This window comes from Shewanella amazonensis SB2B, assembly GCF_000015245.1.
Taxonomy (GTDB): Bacteria; Pseudomonadota; Gammaproteobacteria; order Enterobacterales; family Shewanellaceae; genus Shewanella; species Shewanella amazonensis.
Genome location: NC_008700.1, coordinates 4,252,306 through 4,269,060 on the forward strand (window position 1 = coordinate 4,252,306; position 16,755 = coordinate 4,269,060).

14 protein-coding genes are annotated in these 16,755 nt (G+C 55.9%); 3 read left to right on the plus strand and 11 right to left on the minus strand.

Going from position 1 to position 16,755, the window contains the following annotated elements:
- Positions 1 to 23: 23 nt before the first annotated feature.
- From SAMA_RS18770 to SAMA_RS18795, 6 genes are all read right to left on the minus strand, one after another.
- Positions 24 to 2,873, minus strand: coding sequence for a formate dehydrogenase subunit alpha (locus SAMA_RS18770; protein WP_011761719.1), 2,850 nt, complete (start codon positions 2,871 to 2,873; stop codon positions 24 to 26).
- Between the two features lie 30 nt (positions 2,874 to 2,903).
- A complete protein-coding gene (locus SAMA_RS18775) occupies positions 2,904 to 3,098 on the minus strand; it encodes a hypothetical protein (RefSeq protein WP_011761720.1) in 195 nt (64 codons plus the stop codon).
- 89 nt (positions 3,099 to 3,187) lie between these two features.
- Positions 3,188 to 3,853 carry a TorD/DmsD family molecular chaperone gene (locus tag SAMA_RS18780; protein WP_011761721.1) on the minus strand — a complete coding sequence of 222 codons (666 nt, stop codon included), beginning with the start codon at positions 3,851 to 3,853 and terminating at the stop codon, positions 3,188 to 3,190.
- Between the two features lie 10 nt (positions 3,854 to 3,863).
- Positions 3,864 to 5,528, minus strand: coding sequence for a 4Fe-4S binding protein (locus SAMA_RS18785; RefSeq protein ID WP_041409972.1), 1,665 nt, complete (start codon positions 5,526 to 5,528; stop codon positions 3,864 to 3,866).
- Between the two features lie 133 nt (positions 5,529 to 5,661).
- Positions 5,662 to 6,306 carry a DUF3306 domain-containing protein gene (locus SAMA_RS18790; protein ID WP_011761723.1) on the minus strand — a complete coding sequence of 215 codons (645 nt, stop codon included), beginning with the start codon at positions 6,304 to 6,306 and terminating at the stop codon, positions 5,662 to 5,664.
- A complete protein-coding gene (locus SAMA_RS18795) occupies positions 6,306 to 6,764 on the minus strand; it encodes a DUF3305 domain-containing protein (RefSeq protein WP_011761724.1) in 459 nt (152 codons plus the stop codon). Before SAMA_RS18795 ends, SAMA_RS18790 begins: the two co-directional genes overlap by 1 nt.
- Before the next feature lie 277 nt (positions 6,765 to 7,041).
- On the opposite strand from SAMA_RS18795, the gene SAMA_RS18800 reads away from it, so the two are divergent.
- Together SAMA_RS18800 and SAMA_RS18805 are read left to right on the plus strand one after the other, a co-directional pair.
- Positions 7,042 to 7,890 (plus strand): formate dehydrogenase accessory sulfurtransferase FdhD, encoded by an 849-nt coding sequence (locus SAMA_RS18800; RefSeq protein WP_011761725.1) that lies wholly within the window; start codon positions 7,042 to 7,044, stop codon positions 7,888 to 7,890.
- Positions 7,890 to 8,798 (plus strand): helix-turn-helix transcriptional regulator, encoded by a 909-nt coding sequence (locus SAMA_RS18805; protein WP_011761726.1) that lies wholly within the window; start codon positions 7,890 to 7,892, stop codon positions 8,796 to 8,798. The genes SAMA_RS18800 and SAMA_RS18805 overlap by 1 nt, the downstream gene beginning before the upstream one ends.
- Here the strand turns inward: SAMA_RS18805 and rlmF are convergent, their stop codons facing one another.
- Positions 8,799 to 9,758, minus strand: coding sequence for a 23S rRNA (adenine(1618)-N(6))-methyltransferase RlmF (gene rlmF, locus SAMA_RS18810; RefSeq protein ID WP_011761727.1), 960 nt, complete (start codon positions 9,756 to 9,758; stop codon positions 8,799 to 8,801).
- A 19-nt stretch (positions 9,759 to 9,777) separates the two neighbouring features.
- A complete protein-coding gene (locus tag SAMA_RS18815) occupies positions 9,778 to 10,146 on the minus strand; it encodes a flagellar basal body-associated protein FliL (protein ID WP_408640227.1) in 369 nt (122 codons plus the stop codon).
- 143 nt (positions 10,147 to 10,289) lie between these two features.
- Here SAMA_RS18815 and SAMA_RS18820 point away from each other — a divergent pair, with 143 nt between their 5' ends.
- Positions 10,290 to 10,853 (plus strand): chorismate--pyruvate lyase family protein, encoded by a 564-nt coding sequence (locus SAMA_RS18820; RefSeq protein WP_011761729.1) that lies wholly within the window; start codon positions 10,290 to 10,292, stop codon positions 10,851 to 10,853.
- Positions 10,854 to 10,882: 29 nt separating this feature from the next.
- Here the strand turns inward: SAMA_RS18820 and SAMA_RS18825 are convergent, their stop codons facing one another.
- From SAMA_RS18825 to SAMA_RS18835, 3 genes are all read right to left on the minus strand, one after another.
- On the minus strand, positions 10,883 to 13,699 hold the full coding sequence (locus tag SAMA_RS18825) for an immune inhibitor A domain-containing protein (RefSeq protein WP_011761730.1): 2,817 nt from the start codon (positions 13,697 to 13,699) through the stop codon (positions 10,883 to 10,885).
- 235 nt (positions 13,700 to 13,934) lie between these two features.
- Positions 13,935 to 16,088: an MGH1-like glycoside hydrolase domain-containing protein gene (locus SAMA_RS18830; protein ID WP_011761731.1), complete on the minus strand. Its 2,154-nt coding sequence runs from the start codon at positions 16,086 to 16,088 to the stop codon at positions 13,935 to 13,937.
- 68 nt (positions 16,089 to 16,156) lie between these two features.
- Positions 16,157 to 16,753: a YhgN family NAAT transporter gene (locus SAMA_RS18835; RefSeq protein ID WP_011761732.1), complete on the minus strand. Its 597-nt coding sequence runs from the start codon at positions 16,751 to 16,753 to the stop codon at positions 16,157 to 16,159.
- Positions 16,754 to 16,755: the final 2 nt, after the last annotated feature.

The following is a 16,755-nucleotide window of genomic DNA, read 5'->3' on the forward strand; positions in this document are numbered from 1 at the left end:
GCTTTCTCCTCATCAAGTTACGGTCAGGCTTTAGTGATTTGGCACAGACTGGACTTGGTTTCCTGCATCTGGGTCACAGGGTCATAACCATAGGTCAGTACTGTGTTGGCAGATTCACCCTGTACGTAAGGCACTGTGCCTTCAGGGTAATTCTTAACCAAGCTCTCACCTTCAAAGATGCCCGCAAAGTGATATGGCATAAAGCATTCACCGGCAATCACCCTTGGGGTCACCATGGCTTTAACGGTGATCACAGCGCCTTCTGGGCCATGAACTTTCACGTCGTCACCATCGCGGATACCACGGTCAGCGGCATCCCCCGGGTTGATTTCGATAAACATCTCCTGCTGCAGCTCTGCCAGCCATGGGTTGGAGCGGGTTTCTTCACCACCACCTTCGTATTCCACCAAGCGGCCAGAGGTCAATGCCAGAGGGAAGTCCTTGGAGAAGTCCTTCTCCTGGATTGACTTGTACAGGGTTGGCAGACGGTGAACCATGCGGTCGTCGTAGGTTGGATACTTGGCCACCAAATCACGACGTGGGGTGTACAGCGGCTCACGGTGCAGCGGGATATCGTCCGGGAAGTTCCACACGATACAACGGGCCTTGGCGTTACCGTAAGGAATACAACCGTGCTTGATGGCAACGCGCTGGATACCGCCGGATACGTCGGTCTTCCAGTTCTTGCCTTCGGCGTATTTCTTCTCTTCTTCGGTCAGGTCATCCCACCAGCCGAGCTGCTTGAGCATGTCAGCGGTAAACTCGGGGTAACCGTCCTGAATTTCAGCGCCCTTGGAGTAGGTGCCTTCCGCCAGAAGGTTGTTACCTTCATGCTCCACACCGAAGCGGGCACGGAAGTTACCACCACCGAAACGCACTTCACGGTCGGTACGGTAAAGGATTTGGGTACCGGGATGCTTCATCTCGGCTGTACCCCAACATGGCCATGGCAGACCATAGGTCTCACCCTTGGCTGGGCCACCGGGTGCTTCGAGGCTGTTCACATCGAAGGTGCCCCAGTTTTGCTGGTGCATCTTCAGACGCTCAGGGCTCTGGCCTGTGTAACCGATGGTCCACATGCCGCGGTTGAATTCGCGGGTCACATCTTCCACCAGCGGCTCGTCACCGTTGACCTGGATGTGCTTACAGAATTCTTTTTCCACGCCCCACTTCTTGGCCAGTTTGTACATGATCACGTGGTCAGGCAGTGATTCGAACAGCGGCTCAATGACCTTATCGCGCCACTGCAGCGAACGGTTGGAGGCAGTTACCGAACCATAGGTCTCGAACTGGGTGGCGGCAGGCAGCAGGTACACACCGTCAGTGCGCTGGTGCATAACACCGGCCATGGTTGGGAAGGGGTCAACTACGACCACTGTGTCCATCTTGTTCAGTGCTTCACGCACTTCACGGCCACGGGTTTCGGTGTTGACTGACTGGCCCCAGAAGAATGCCAGACGAATGTTGTCTTTCTGGGCAATCTTGGTCTTGTCTTCCAGCACACCATCGTGCCAGCGGGAACAAGGAATACCAGCGGTGGTTTGTGGCTGCTTGCCGAGGTACTCGCCCTGATCGAAGCGGCCGGATACCCAGGCAGGATCCAGATCCCATACGTTGCTCCAGTGCGCCCAGGCACCGGAAGTCAGACCATAGTAACCTGGCAGGTTGTCGAACAGCAGACCAAAGTCGGTGGCGCCCTGTACGTTATCGTGGCCACGGAAAATGTTGGTACCGCCACCGGACACGCCCATGTTGCCCAGAGCCAACTGCAGAATACAGTAAGCGCGGGTGTTGGCATTACCTACGTGGTGCTGGGTACCACCCATACACCAAACGATGGTGCCTGGCTTGTGTTCGGCCATCATCTTGGCCACGCGGTACATTTGTGCCTTGGAGACACCCACCACGTTTTCCACTTCTTCCGGCGTCCAGCGCTTCACTTCGTCCTGAATACGTTCCATACCGTATACACGGGACTTGATAAAGGCCTCATCGTGCCAGCTGTTTTCGAAGATATGCCACAGCAGACCGTAGATGAAGGGGATATCGGTACCGGGACGGATATGCACGTACTCGTCGGATTTAGCCGCAGTACGGGTGAAACGTGGGTCAACCACAATGATTTTGGCGCCGCGCTCTTTACCTGTGAGCACGTGCTGCATGGCAACGGGGTGCGCTTCGGTTGGGTTGGAGCCGATAAACATCATGCACTTGGAGTTGCGCATGTCGTTGAAGGAGTTGGTTTGCGCACCATAACCCCAGGTGTTGGCCACACCGGCTACAGTGGTAGAGTGACAAATACGGGCCGAGTGGTCGACGTTGTTGGTGCCCCACATGGCCGCGAGTTTGCGGTACAGATAAGATTGTTCGTTGGAGAACTTGGCCGAACCCATGAAATACACGGAATCGGGACCGGATTGTTCGCGGATGCTGAGCATCTTGTCGCCAATCTCGTTGATGGCCTGATCCCAGCTGAGTTTCTTCCACTTACCGCCTTCAAGTTTCATTGGGTACTTGAGGCGCTTTTCACCGTGGCCGTGTTCACGCAGAGAGGCACCCTTGGCACAGTGGCCGCCCTGGTTGAAGGGGTGGTCGAAAGCCGGTTCCTGACCAGTCCACACGCCATTTTGTACTTCGGCGTAGATACCGCAACCCACAGAGCAGTGAGAGCAGATGGTACGCTTCACTTCGGTTGGGGCATTGTGTGGCACGTCTTTGGCTTCGGCGCGGCGCATCATGCCGGTACCCAGCATGGAGGCAGCGGCGATACCACCGGTGGCAAAACCGGCTGACTTGAGGAACTGACGGCGATTCATGCCGAGGCTGGGCTTTTCTGCCTGACGGGCCTCGGTGGAGGTGCGTGTCAATCGCATCTTAATCTCCTTGGTTAAAGGTTACCTGGCTCAGTTGCGCAGGGTGGCGTAGTAATTGCGGATATGTTCAGTCTCGCGGTACTTGTCGCTTTGCGCTTCAGGTGCGGCTTCGGCTGGGGCTGCAGTAGCGCTGCCAGCCACTGTGGCCGCTGCCACGGCACCACCGCCAATGGCCAGAGCCTTGAGCAGTTCGCGACGACTCATTTCGGAAGCTTGCTTCTTCATGTTGTCTCCTTGTTGTTATCGCACCCGGCCTCGCCGGGCAGTGTTTTGTGGCGGCTCTCGCCGCCGGTTTCTTGTCCTGCCTGTCAGAATTAATGCACTTCAACCGCTTCCTGACTGGCGGGGGCAATCTCGGCCGAGCCCGGGCAATTTACAGGGATGTCCAGACTCAGCTGTTCAAACTCATTGGCTTCCACGGCAAAAAAGGCCTTGGCAAGCTGGGCCACGGTGGCGTAGAAGGCAGAACTTGGCGCTTTGGCCACGGCATCACAGAAGCGGTCTATCCAGCTGCCAATATGGCGCTGATAGAAGGCCAGTTGGCGATAGCCTGGGGCTTCGAGGATAAGCACGCCCATGACTTCGCACAGGGCTGCCACGTGATCTTCGGGCTCCTTGACGTTTTCCTCACGCTCAAAGCCCATCTGGGCCAGATCCTGGCGCAGAAGCGCCAGCGGCGTGTCCATCAGGGAGCCTGTCATAAACCAGCTGCCGTAGGGCAGGATTTCACCGCAGCCCACGCCAAGAAACAGCACGAAGTACTCGTCTTCCAGCTGCTCCGGTGTGAACTGACCTGCTGCCAGCTTGATGGCGGCCCAGGCACGGGTCATGTCGTTATCCAGTTCGTCCTCAACGTCCAGGCCCTGTAAAAAGGCCAGCAGTTCGGCTGAGGGGGCACGGCGCAACAAGGCCGCCAACAACTGGTATATGTCTGCCCGGAACTGATCGTTCTCTGATACTTGTCGAATAGCTTGGGTCATAGCGCGTCTCTTATCTCAGTTGCTTTTCCGGATCTTGAAGGATGTCTTCAAACATGTCTTTCACGCGGCAATCGCCACACATCTTGAGTCGTTCGATGTTGGCGGAAAATGCCGAGTGCATGCCGACCATATCCAGCATCCGGTGCACCATGGATTGGGTCGCAAAGGGCGCGCCGCAGCGCACACACTCAAAGGGTTTTTCTTCCTTGAGTACCCGCGCCGCCTGACGGCTGGGAGCATCAAAATTCACCTGGGGCACCAGGCTGATAACCTTCTCGGGGCACGCAGCTTCACAGAGGCCACACTGCACACAGTTTTGTTCGGTAAACAGCAGCTTGGGTTCATCTCCGCCGTCCTTGAGGGCGGCTGTGGGACAAATAGCCACACAGGACATACACAGGGTGCAGTTATCGGTGGCGACGGTGACCTTACCGAAGGGGATGTTGCCCATGGGCAGAATGCTGTTGATATCGGCAGCCTGACTGTTGAGGTGATCAATCGCGGCATACAGGGTGTCGCGCTTGCTGCCACCGCCAAAGGCGGCTGGAACCGTCACCGGCCAATCCAGACTGATATCCAGTGCAGGCGTCAGCGCAGCCAGCTCAGCCTCGTCAATCAAACGCACGCGCTCTGGCTGACCCATTTCGGCCAAAATACGACAGGCCAGTGCAATTTCGCCCTTGAGCATGGTGGTGAGGGTGGGCGCTGTGGCCTGGGTATTGAGCACCAAGACTTCGCGGGCACCCCACGCCAGAGCCGCCAGCCAATGGTCCATTGACGCCACGGTGATTTCTTCCAGTGCTACCGGCAGAACCTCTCCTGGCAAGGTGTCATTGATGAGCGCTGCGCCCTGATTCTGGTCGTGGAACAGGATCACCGGCGCTTCGAGGGCCTCATCGCGAAAACGGGAAACCAGTTTGTTGAGGAAACTGTGCAACGCCTGAGGGTTTGGCAAATCGTAACTGATGGCACCCGTTGGACAGGCATTGGTACAGCTTCCGGCACCGTGACACAGGTAAGGGTCGATTTCGATTTTCTTTTCCACGCTCTGAATGGCATCAGCGGGGCAGAAATTGAGGCAGCGGTTGCAACCATTGAGCCCATTGCGGTTGTGGGCGCACAGGTCGGCATTCACCTTCACATAGCGGGGTTTGTCGAACTGGCCGACCAAATCGGGAATTTGCGCCACCGCATCAGCCAGTTTGGCTTCGTCCTGCCCAACATGAAAATAGCCGGGTGGCAGCAGTTCCAGCTGAATGGCAGGCTCAATGGACAGATCAAGCACTATGTCGAAATGGGGGCGGCGAATCGCCACGGTAGACAACTGGGCCTGGGTGCCATTTTGCTCCACCGTAGCCTGAAACTGACCAAGAAAGCCCTTGATGGACACCAGCTTGTTGTAATAACTCTCGACATCGGGGGCGGCATTCATCACCCGCTCGAGGTGCGCTTCATCCTGACTGGAAATATCGTCGGTGGCCAGAATCACCAGGCTCGCCATGGCAGACAGCTTGCCTGCGGCCAGACGGGCCAAGTCCTCTGCGCCGAGAATAAGGACATGTCCCTCGGTGGAATAACTCACCGTGGGTGGGATCAGGTTCCCGAGGATCCGGGTTTGTGCCAATACCTGACTGCGGATATCCGCGTGTCTGGCCCTGCGTGTTGTCTCTATCATGCTCACGTTGCGTTCCTGAACAGTTCTTTGGCTGTTTCTGTACGTAAGGGTCGGTGTTTTTCTGTTTATTTTGCGCAACTTGCGCCACCTGACCGCACTATTTACAGCAATTCACATACCAGTTTTATGGACATTAAACTCGGTTAAACTGACCCTGAGCGACAGGGCTCTCTGCCTCTGTAACTTCCTCCAGGTCATTTTGGGACAACTGCTCTGGCTCCTCAGGCAAATTGTCCTCCGCATCGGCCAGCACCTCTCCCCTGGGGGCGGACGTTGCTGCGACCTGAGGCTCTTCCTCTTCGGTGGTGGCTTCCATCACGTGCCTGAACACCTTTTTCGCCAGCTCCATCGAGGCATCGGCGCTCAGTTTGGGCTGATTGGAATAGTCGAGTGCATACTCAATCAGGCCGTCGATATGGTTGTACTGGGGTTGCTTCCACAGGGCGCGCAGGGCAGCCGTGCGGGTCAGTGGATCGACATCGGTCGACATAAAGCGGGCAAAACTGCCGCCCACCTCGATGGAATCGGGATCCGGCAAGGGTTCAGCGGGCACCTCGGCAGCGCCATCAGCTTCAACCTCCGCGCTTAAGTCCGCTGGGGTATCAGCCACTTTGGGGGCATCAGTCAGCGCAGCATCAGCCGTCGGCAGGACCTCAGGAGCAGTAATCGATGCGTCGGTAAGCTCTTGCGTGTTCGCAAGCTCAGCGGCTTCTTCGGCGGCTACCGCTTCACGCCGGGCTTGCCAGCGTCCCAAAAAACCGCGGGAAGTATCACTCATCAAGACCTCCTGGCGTTTGCTTCAGCCAGTTCCTTACGGCGGTTAACGTGTTTGCGGCGGTGGGCGCTGATTTCCACTTCACCGTGACGGGTGATAAAGGCTTCAATCCAGCAGGCCACAGCTTCGGGCATGGCCATGTTCAGCACCGGGGTATCGCCTTCCAGACACCCGGCTGCCACGTTTTGATCGGCACTGATACTGGCTGGCACCCAGGTACCGTCGGCAAGCTCGTCACAAACGATGTAAAGCATGGGGTTATTCATATCCAGATTCAGGCGATAACTCGCGCGCTCGTCCAGATACAGCTCGAGCAGAACCAACTGCCCTTCTGCGTCGCGTGCCTGACTGGCAGGGATGACTGAATCCAGTTCCCAGGTGGTGGAGGTCCATCGACCCACCTGTTTTTCAACTTTTTTGAGCGACACATACATGGGCCAAACGCTTTGGGTGTGTTGCATCTTCTCATTCCTCTGGGTTGGGTGCGGCCAGGGAGCCCGCACCGGCTCTTCACCCCAGACTGCAAAAAGGGTGCCAGCCGAAGGGCCGGAGAAGTTTGAAGTGGATCATCAAATCCTTGGTATTTATAGGACAATTTGTCCCAAGCTGTTAAGGAAGTGGGACATAACAACACGCTCGACGGAAAATCTGTCGGAAAACTGCGGTGGCGGATCACAAAATCCAGACAGGTACGATACTTGCTAAGCATCTGAGTAAGTTACCCCTTTGAGGTTCGCCATGACGGCTGCAAAACCCCACACCCGCTTTATCAAGACCAGTGCCGAGGCCCCCTTAACCATTGCCGTGACTGCGGTGGACGAGACAGGCGCCGTGCTCGACAAGCAAATCGCCTGTGAGCGCCCCCTGACCCTGTATCTTAACTGGCGTCCCATAGTGACTCTGATGACCCTGGGAGCCCGCCCCGAAGCCCTGGCACTGGGATACATGAAAAATCAGGGATTTATCAAAGACCTGGCACAATTGGAGTCTGTGATTGTGGATTGGGCGGTCAGCTCGGCGGCCATCATCACCCGGGAGCAAACCGACGATCTGGACAAAAAGTTATCGGAAAAAACCGTCACCACAGGCTGTGGTCAGGGCACGGTCTATGGCGATCTGATGGCGGGGCTCGACGACATCAAACTGCCGGTGCCCAGCCTCAAACAAAGCACCCTGTACGGGCTGCTGCGAAACATCAATGATTACAACGAAACCTATAAAAATGCCGGCGCAGTGCACGGCTGTGGCCTGTGTGAGGGTGAACAGATACGCTCCTTTGTTGAGGACGTGGGTCGCCACAATGCGGTAGACACGCTAGCCGGCGAGATGTGGCTAAAGGATGAAGTCGGCAGCGACAAGATTTTCTATACCACAGGCCGCTTAACCTCGGAGATGGTGATAAAGGTGGCCAAAATGGGCATACCTGTATTGTTGTCCCGCAGCGGCGTGACCCAAATGGGTCTGGAGCTGGCCCAACAACTCGGAATCACCCTCATCGCCAGAGCAAAAGGCCGGCACTTTTTGGTATATCACGGCGCCGAGACCATAGATTTTGATGCAACCCCAGGGAAGACAGGACAAGGATAATGACCGACGAAGTGCAGCTGGTGTATATGAGCGCCAAACAGGTGGCCGAATATTTGGACCTCAATGAGAAAAAGGTCTACGCCATGGCCAATGACCGTATCTTGCCCGCCACCAAGGTAACAGGCAAGTGGTTGTTTCCAAAAGTGCTTATTGACAGATGGGTAATGGACTCCTGCCATAGCGGCATGCTCACCGATCGCCTGATTATCACCGGCAGCGATGATCCCCTGTTGTCGATGCTGGTAGCCAGACTCATGGGAAAAGTAGGCAGTCGCGAACTGGTGAGTTACAGCGCCACTGGTTCACGTCTGGGACTGGAACTGCTCGCCAAGGGTTATGCCGATGTCTGTACCCTGCACTGGGGTAGCTTTGATGAGCGCAACATCCGCCATACCGGGCTGCTAAAAGGCTATCAAAACCACCAGCAATGGATACTGGTCCACGGCTACAAGCGCGCTCAGGGGCTGATAGTGAGGCCGGAGATGCATCACAGGGTGCAGGATCAGACAGAACTCTTTACCCAGCCGCTGCGTTGGGTAAGACGCCAGAATGGTGCAGGCAGCCAGCAGCATCTGGAGCATTGGTTGATGACAAGGGGCATAGCCGCATCTGAGCTGGACGTGCGTTTTACGGCGTTGAGTGAACGGGAGCTGGCGGGCTATATAGCCCGTGAAGACGCCGATATTGGCTTTGGCTGTCAGGCGGTGGCCAGAGAGAGTGGCCTGGCCTTCGTGCCACTGCTGACCGAGTCCTTTGATTTTGTGATGTCGCAGGGCATCTATTTCCGCCGCCAGTTACAACAACTGCTGGGCATGCTGACCGCCCCCGACACCCGCCAGGTAGCGGCCATGTTGGGCGGTTACGACTTAAGTGGCTCCGGGCAGCTGCTCTGGTCCCAGGGACAGTAATCAGGTAACAGACTCAAAGCGCCAGGCCAGTATCCGGGTGATTTTTTGCCCCTGCTGCATTTCTATCACCTTGATTTCACTGGCGCCGCGCTGCTCCAAACGTCGCTTGCAGGGGCGCAGGTTATCGCTTTTGGATACCAGCGTCGTAAACCACACGCACAAGTCCGGCAGACGGGCACTTTCGTCAATCAGGCGCAGCAGAAAGCTGCGCTCTCCGCCATCGCACCACAGCTCGGCATCCTGACCACCAAAATTGAGTGTCTGCGGCTTACCCGGCCCACTGATGTGGCGCTGACCACGGCTCTTGGCCAATCCTTCGAGTTTACGGTTAGTCCCCAAGGCCGCTTCGGCGGCACTGGCATGAAACGGCGGGTTACAGACGCACGCTGCGAACTGCTCGTTTGTCTGGGTTACGCCGGTAAGAATATGCCTGGGATTGCTTTGAAAACGCAGACTAATGCGTTTTTCGAGCCCTGGATTGGCTTTGAGTATGGTCGCCACATTGGTGAGCGAGGCCTTGGCAATATCCGTTGCCACCACGGCCCGGCCGAATCGGCTCGCCGCCAGCAGCGCATAAATACCATTGGCTCCCGTGCCTATATCCAGCAGGGGTAATCCATCGGTTCCCGGTGTTTGCCTGAGCAGATCTTCAAGATGATGCAGATAATCTACCCGGCCCGGGATTGGGGGGCACAAAAAGCCCTTGGGAATATCCCAGCGGCTGATGCCATAGTGATGCTTCAGGAGGGCGCAGTTGAGCGCTTTCACCGCCTCAGGGAGGGCAAAGTCGATGGACAAATTGCCATAGGCGTTGGCGCGCACAAAGGGTTTCAGCGGAGGATGACTCGCCACCAGCGCGGAAAAGTCATAGCCATCGCGATGGGCATTGTCAGGATGCGGCCCCTTAGGCAGCCCCTGGGATTGTTTTTTTGAGGTCATAGCAGAGAAAAACGGCGCCATCCGGCGCCGCCTTTGGCCTTTAATCGTACAGGTATCGGGTAAAAAGCAGGTTTACTATCAGTGCTTTGCCCGTTTCACCTTCGATGAGTCGGTTGACGGCGGCATAGCATTCACGGCGAATTTCTTCACGGCCCGTGAGTGACTTTATTTTCTCTTCCGGCTGGTTACCGAGAATTTCGATAATGGCCGCCCTGAGCAGTGGGTCGTGACGCTCAATTTGAATGAGGTCATCGGGATTTTTCACCATCAGCTCCACGCTGATGCGCACGAAGCCCAGTTTTTTGCGGTTGGAAATATAGTTGGTGACTATTTCCGGCTCAAAGCCGTAATAGGCATATTCTTCCAGTTTTTTTTCCTCTTCTGCCCAGGCGGGCATACCAAGAGACATCACCAGCAATACCAGAGTGAGTAAGTACTTCATCGAAACCAGAACTCCTTATGGACGAATAAGCCTCAGGTCAGCAACTATCGACCGCCACATCAACATGATAGACTTGGCCCGTTGTAATTTTCTATTGTAGCGAGCAACCCATGAGTGTGACCAGTCTCAGTTTTCCTTACGGTGAATCCATTTGTTGGTATTCGCCGGATGAGCTGGACAGGTTGCCCGACGGTGCCCTTGCCGATTGGCTACTTGCCAGTGGCAGCCTGACGGCCAGGTTAAGAGCCCACTGCAGCCAGTTTGAGGTCCGGGTACTCGGTGAAGCCATGCTGCCAGGCCTGCCCGGCGAACCCCAATTACCCCATACCTGGGTGCGGGAAGTCTTGCTTATCCTCGACGGTACTCCCTGGGTGTTCGCACGCACTCTGGTGCCAGAAGCCCTGCTGACCCGCTGCGGAGATGAATTAACCGCACTGGGAGACAGACCCCTTGGCGAACTCCTCTTTTCCAGCAACCTCTTCACACCGGGCCGAATCGAAATCGCTGGCTTTCATTCCTGCGGCACCCTGGCTCGCCTCGCCGAGAGCCTGGGACAAAATGTCCATGGTCGCCTTTGGGGCCGTCGTCGCTACTTCGAGCGGGAGGGGGACGAGCTGATTGTCAGCGAAATATTTCTCCCTGCTGCCATGGATTATATCCTCGGACCTCAATAAAAAACGCCCCAAACGGGGCGTTTTTTACATCAGGCTTGTCTGCGTCTTGCCATACCGGCAAGCACCAGCGCCAGGGTGGCCAACCATCCCAGGCTGCCACCACCCGAACCACCATCTGAAGGTGTTACTGCAGGTGCGCTAACGGTTACGCTGGCGCTGCGGGTAGAGGAAACCCCCTTGCCATCGGTCACAGTGAGGGTCACAGTGTAGCTGCCCGCCGCTGCATAGGTATGGCTTGGCGAGGCAGCTGTGCTGCTTTGGCCATCACCGAAGCTCCAGGTGTAGCTAAGGTTTCCATCACCACCACTGCTGCTGTTGGTAAAACTGACGGTTAACTGACTGACGCTCTGACTGAAACTCGCCGTGACGGGCACAGTTACCGACAATTGCTGAGTCACAGTCACCCCAACACCTTTGCCATCGGTCACCGTCAGGCTGATGTCATAGGTTCCGGTATTACCGTAGGTGTAACTCGGGTTGGCCTGAGTAGAACTGGCGCCATTACCAAAGTCCCAGAAGTAGCTGTAATTACCGTCGCCACCGGTGACAGTGCTGGTAAAGTTTGCCGTAGCACCAGAGAAGGTGACCCCCACGCTGACGTTCATGTCCGTTGGCTCAGGCACACTGCCGTCGTGTTTCTTCAGTCGTACCGTTGCCGTGCTGTTATTGGCGGCGAGCTGGATCACTTCCATGGTCAGGCCGAGCTCAGGCAATATCATCCCCGCCTGGGGCTTGAGCGGCGCACTGTAATCCAGTGAATCATCGAACAAACTCACAGGGCCGAGGTTGGTATCACCGGCGTACGCTGTTTGCTGACGGATACTGAAGGCCGCATCGCGAATCTGCACATCTGTGCCACGGGTACCAATCAGGTTCTGATCCGCATCCACTACCCCAATCAGGCCATAGCCGGGGTGCTCAGTGGTGTTGTTATCGCTGTAATCGAAGTTTTCAAACCATAACACCACACCGGGACTGTAGCCGTGGCTTGCCAGCCCCTTGTCGATACCGTTTTGGCTGCGCAGTTGGATCAGATAGCGGCGGTCATTGCCCGGACGGGTATCCGTGGTGCGAACAAAGCCTGCCAACATCATCTTGTCGCTGGTTTCGGCATCATCGCTGTAAAGGGTTTCACTGCCGGAGACGATAGACAGGTTATCGATGGCGATACCGTAACCCCCTTCAAACTCGTCGGTTTTGTACACTATGCTGATCTGCTTGCTCATGCCCTTGTAAGCGCTGAGATCGTATGTCAGCTCAACCCAGTGATCAGGACCTTCGTTTCCGGCAATATTGGCTGAGCTACCGGTAATAACATTGCGTCCTGCCTCGTAATAACTGGTGGCCTTTGTGTGGTTGCCCGGAATGGGCGTACCATCCACCTGCACCTGCATATAGTCGAAGTCGAACTCGATATCCCAGTGGGCGCGCATTTTCAACGTGAGAGAATCCACCACAGGCAGGGTCACGTTGAAGGACATGGCATTGTTCAGCTTATGCCCCTTATTGGAGTAGTACTGATAGTCTCCGGCATAGGGCGCCTTGAACGGCAGAGGCTCGCTGGGCACCTTAAGTGACAGCTGGTTAACCCCGTTGGCATTGACCCCTTCCACCAGATTGAAATCGGTGCCGGCAGAATTCAGGCTATCGAGGCTGATTTCCTGTTCCTTAACCCATTTACCCTTGTATTCGCGCTGCAGGAATGAGCGCGCATAAGGACTGAAACCCACTGGCTCCGAACCCGCCACAGTACCAGTCCAACTACCACCGGACATCAGCGACCAGCTACCCACAGGCGAGCCATCACCGTCCGGGTCGTAGTCATATTCATCGGGCAGACCAAGATCATGGCCAAATTCGTGGGTGCACACCCCGGCAGCGGCATCTATGGGCTGCACCGTGTAGCCATAGGCTCTCAGGTTGGTGCCGGGAATGGCCTTGCCGTACGCAGAGGGATCACTCTGGATAAAGAATCTGTGTGACCAGATAGCATCGGCGCCGAGCACGCCACCACCGGCTTCTTCACCAATGCTGGAATGGAACAGCATGATGTGGTCGATAATGCCGTCTGGTTCGTTGAGGTTGCCGTTACTGTTGATATCGTATGGGTCTTCCACGTCATAGCTGGCAAGCTCGGAGGCACTCATGCCAGCCACTGCCTTGGTGACAGCCTCCAGCACCAACTCGGGCACAGCCTTGTCGTTGTCTTCGTTGCTGGGGTCGTTACCACCATAGTAGGCGGCGTTGTTGTCGGCCCGCACCCAATCACGGACTGCGCCGGTGAAGAAAAAGGTGTTGCCCGAAGCCTGCTGGAAATATTGAAACCCGGAAATCAACGTCTGGTTGGACGGTCCGGTAAAGCCCGAAGCAGAAAACAGCATCTGGGAATAATGAATTGCCGGATAGCTGGAGTAATACATGTCAGTATCACCCGCTGTCAGGCGGTTATTGTTGTAGGGCAGATCCGGAAAATCCACCAACACGCCAAGTACCTTAACGGTTTTGGTGACATCGGCGTCATCCACCTGCTGGTATTGGCTGCGCAGCTTTTGAGCATAGCGAGCCTTACTGGCAAGGCTTTGCTCCTGAGCTTTGATTTGCTCCATCGCGGGTGTGGACGATTTGGCCCGGGCCACGAACGCAGCCACGGCAGCGGCTTTGGTTTCGTCACTGGCATCTTCGGCAATTTCACCACGCTTGATAAGCCAGTAAAGCACGCGCTCTTTATTGATAACGCCACTGTCGGCCGGTGAACCCATGGCAGGTGCCGCCAGCGCCTGACCACCGGCCAGCGCCAGTAGAATCCCCAAGGCACAGAGCTTGGGCGTATTAAATCGTTTGACCATTGATAACCTTCCTTTCCGGCCGGGCTGTGACGACCTTTTACTTCGACCCCGAAACATCAGGGAATGTTCCAATTGTAGTCGCTGCCCCCCGGCATGTCCGGGTATGGAACTGACCCAGGATCACAACCAACAAAGCAACAGCTTGGGAACAGAACATTAACAGCGCACCGGATTTGTCTCAATCCTCGCCAACGGATATCTGCGAGCCATTCAGGGAGGATTCAGCAAATTTGGCTCACTGCGTCGTGGATTGTGCTTGAGATGGCTTTGGTTGCCCGGCCGCTTCAACCAACCATTGCTGATGGGCCAGCAGAATGACAGACGCAGACCAGCTGAAATTGGTGGCATGGAGACCCTCACCCGTCAGCGGCTGGTAATTTTCCCGTATGGGTGACTGTCCCAATATTCCCTCGCCTCGGGTAAAGAGCCGCCTAGCCAGAGTTTTGGCCTGCTGTTGAGCGCCGTATCTTTCCAGCCCTGCCAGCGCAAAATACAGCTGATCCAGCCAAACCGGACCGCGCCAGTATTTGTTGGGCGCAAAGGCTGGATTGTCGGCACTCACGGTGGGAAAAGGGATCGGGGTGCCAAAGGTGCCCGCAGATAATTGGCGTCCAATCATCACCTCAGCCTGCTGCTGGGTGGCGACACCGGCCCACAACGGAATCCAACCCTCAACCCCTTTACCGCTGCCCAGCAGGGGCTTGCCGGTCAGGCTATCGAGGTCGTAAAAGAAGCCTGTGGATTCATCCCACATCTGCTCCCGAATGAGCTTGCCCAGGTTATCAGCATCTCTGCGCCAGCTTTTGGCGTGTTCCTCATCCCCCAGGGCATCGGCGAGCTTGGCCAGAAGCCGCTTTTCTGCATAAAGATAGGCATTGAGATCAACGCTCTCCTGACTCAGAGAATAACCAAGGAGCCGACCATCTGCGGTACGATTCTCAAGTACGTTGAGCGTGTCGCGCGCGTCAAATCGGGGCGCATTGTCCATGCCCGACTCCCACGCCGCCGCCTCGAGGATGGCTTTGGGGTTGGCCTTGCCATCATGGACATGAGCGGGATGGACATTGGCGCCGTATTCGGCCAGACCGTTGCCATTATGATCCCGGTTGCGATACCACCAGCTGTGATAGGCAACCAGTTTGGGATACATACGCTTGATAAAGTCCAGGTCGGGCGCATGAGCATGTATCTCCCATACCGCCCAGGCAGCGAGTGGCGGTTTGCCATTACGCTCGTTCCAGTTGCCGCCATCGCCACCACGTTCAGGCCCCGGATTATAAAAAATGGCATCGGGGAGATTACCGGCATCCTGGGGTCTGACAGGGTCATCTGCGCCGAATTGATAGTCGAACATAGCCTCGACATTCGACTTTGCCAGCAAAGTATCGAATCTTGCCAGCGCCACCGCCTGCTTCCAGCTATCCCAGGCCCAGACGCCATTGAACCACTTGTAGGTAATGGATGGCGTGACGGCATCCCGCTGCAAAGCACCGGCGGCTGAGCGCCAATTGTGGGCTAAGGTCATAACGGCCTTGGCAGCAGCCCTGTCGAGCGTCGGATCTCCTGAAGCTACCAACTGGTCGAAGCGATGCTGCCAGCGAGTTCGGTTTGCACTTAATGCAGGTGCAACGTCAGCCCACAAGAAATGACCGGCAGAGGCTTCCTGCTCTGTGTGAAAATAGCTGTGGGCGGTGCGGTACTCACGACTTTCACCTGGGCCAAGATAAACGTCAGTTTTTACAACATAACCTTTGTCAGCTTCCAGCCGGGCCTCCCGTTCTCCCTCAAAATCCAGCCGATACGAGGCCCCATCGATAAGGCGATTCCAGGTATCTCTTGCCGGCAGCATCGACCAACTTAACCTGGGCCCGGATGCCGTTTTCTGCAACTGTGGCGACAGGGTAAGCGGCTGTGAATTGTGTGTGTCGAAGGGGGCGCCGTGCCACTCAAGCGTCAGGGTTTGTGGCTCCCCGCTCGTGTTTCTCACCTTGGTGGTAACTATGGCTGTACGGTTATTAAAGTACGAGAGCGACATTTCAAGTTCTGTACCTGGCCAACTCAGTCGCTGGAATAAGCCCCACGGCAGGCTCTGTGTTTGCAACTCAGCCTGCTCCAAGGGCTTTTCGTCCCGCCCAATGCTGACTGCCTCCATGGCGGCCGACAGATGCAGGCTGTATTCCTGTGCGATAATCAGCGGGCCGGGAAAACTTCCTGCGTGGCGCTCGTCTGGCAGATGAAAGCCGTGCCAGGCGCCCCTATCGGTATAAACAGCAGGAATACTCAGATTACCGCGGGCATCGCGGGATTCGGCAGAGTCAGGCACGCCTTGATAAGGCAGAAGATCTCCCCCGGGCAATCCCAGAGCGCAAAGCAACAGGCAGGAATACATAGGCTTTATTTATTTGGATACAATATTCAAATAATCGCATTCCCACCTGCCACTGGCAAGGAAGGGTTTTAACTGACCGATTTATTGAGGTAGTTGGCCACGCCATCGAGGAACATCTGCACCGAAATCATTACCAGCACCATGCCCATCAAACGCTCAACGGCGGTTAAGCCTTTTTCACCGAGTATCCGGGTAAAGCCTTTATAAAACATCAAAATAAAGGCGCTTACCCCCCAGGCAGACACCAGGGCTATGGTCCAGTCCAACATACGGCTGCTGTCGGTATGGGCCAGCAGGATCAATGCCGCCAGAATCGAAGGGCCGGCCATCAATGGAATCGCCATGGGCACGATAAAAGGCTCTTCCCCTGCCGGCAGACCTGTTACGCCTCCCGGACTTGGGAAAATCATCTTAATGGCAATCAGAAACAGAATGATGCCCCCGGCGATACTCACAGATTCGGAGCGCAGATTAAGGAAATTGAGTATGGCTTCACCGGCAAACAGGAACATCAGCATGATGACGAGCGCAAACAGCAGCTCACGGATCAACACCTTACGACGTTTTTTAGGATCAATATGCCGCAAAATAGAGGCAAATATGGGCAGATTGCCCAGAGGATCCATAATCAAAAACAACATTACGGCGGCGGAAAAAATATCCATAG

Excerpts from the sequence above, each read along its gene's own strand:
- SAMA_RS18770 (WP_011761719.1), bottom strand. The coding sequence starts at position 2,873 with ATGCGATTGACACGCACCTCCACCGAGGCCCGTCAGGCAGAAAAGCCC.
- SAMA_RS18775 (WP_011761720.1), bottom strand. The coding sequence starts at position 3,098 with ATGAAGAAGCAAGCTTCCGAAATGAGTCGTCGCGAACTGCTCAAGGCT.
- SAMA_RS18780 (WP_011761721.1), bottom strand. The coding sequence starts at position 3,853 with ATGACCCAAGCTATTCGACAAGTATCAGAGAACGATCAGTTCCGGGCA.
- SAMA_RS18785 (WP_041409972.1), bottom strand. The coding sequence starts at position 5,528 with ATGATAGAGACAACACGCAGGGCCAGACACGCGGATATCCGCAGTCAG.
- SAMA_RS18790 (WP_011761723.1), bottom strand. The coding sequence starts at position 6,306 with ATGAGTGATACTTCCCGCGGTTTTTTGGGACGCTGGCAAGCCCGGCGT.
- SAMA_RS18795 (WP_011761724.1), bottom strand. The coding sequence starts at position 6,764 with ATGCAACACACCCAAAGCGTTTGGCCCATGTATGTGTCGCTCAAAAAA.
- SAMA_RS18800 (WP_011761725.1), top strand. The coding sequence starts at position 7,042 with ATGACGGCTGCAAAACCCCACACCCGCTTTATCAAGACCAGTGCCGAG.
- SAMA_RS18805 (WP_011761726.1), top strand. The coding sequence starts at position 7,890 with ATGACCGACGAAGTGCAGCTGGTGTATATGAGCGCCAAACAGGTGGCC.
- rlmF (WP_011761727.1), bottom strand. The coding sequence starts at position 9,758 with ATGGCGCCGTTTTTCTCTGCTATGACCTCAAAAAAACAATCCCAGGGG.
- SAMA_RS18815 (WP_408640227.1), bottom strand. The coding sequence starts at position 10,146 with ATGTCTCTTGGTATGCCCGCCTGGGCAGAAGAGGAAAAAAAACTGGAA.
- SAMA_RS18820 (WP_011761729.1), top strand. The coding sequence starts at position 10,290 with ATGAGTGTGACCAGTCTCAGTTTTCCTTACGGTGAATCCATTTGTTGG.
- SAMA_RS18825 (WP_011761730.1), bottom strand. The coding sequence starts at position 13,699 with ATGGTCAAACGATTTAATACGCCCAAGCTCTGTGCCTTGGGGATTCTA.
- SAMA_RS18830 (WP_011761731.1), bottom strand. The coding sequence starts at position 16,088 with ATGTATTCCTGCCTGTTGCTTTGCGCTCTGGGATTGCCCGGGGGAGAT.
- SAMA_RS18835 (WP_011761732.1), bottom strand. The coding sequence starts at position 16,753 with ATGGATATTTTTTCCGCCGCCGTAATGTTGTTTTTGATTATGGATCCT.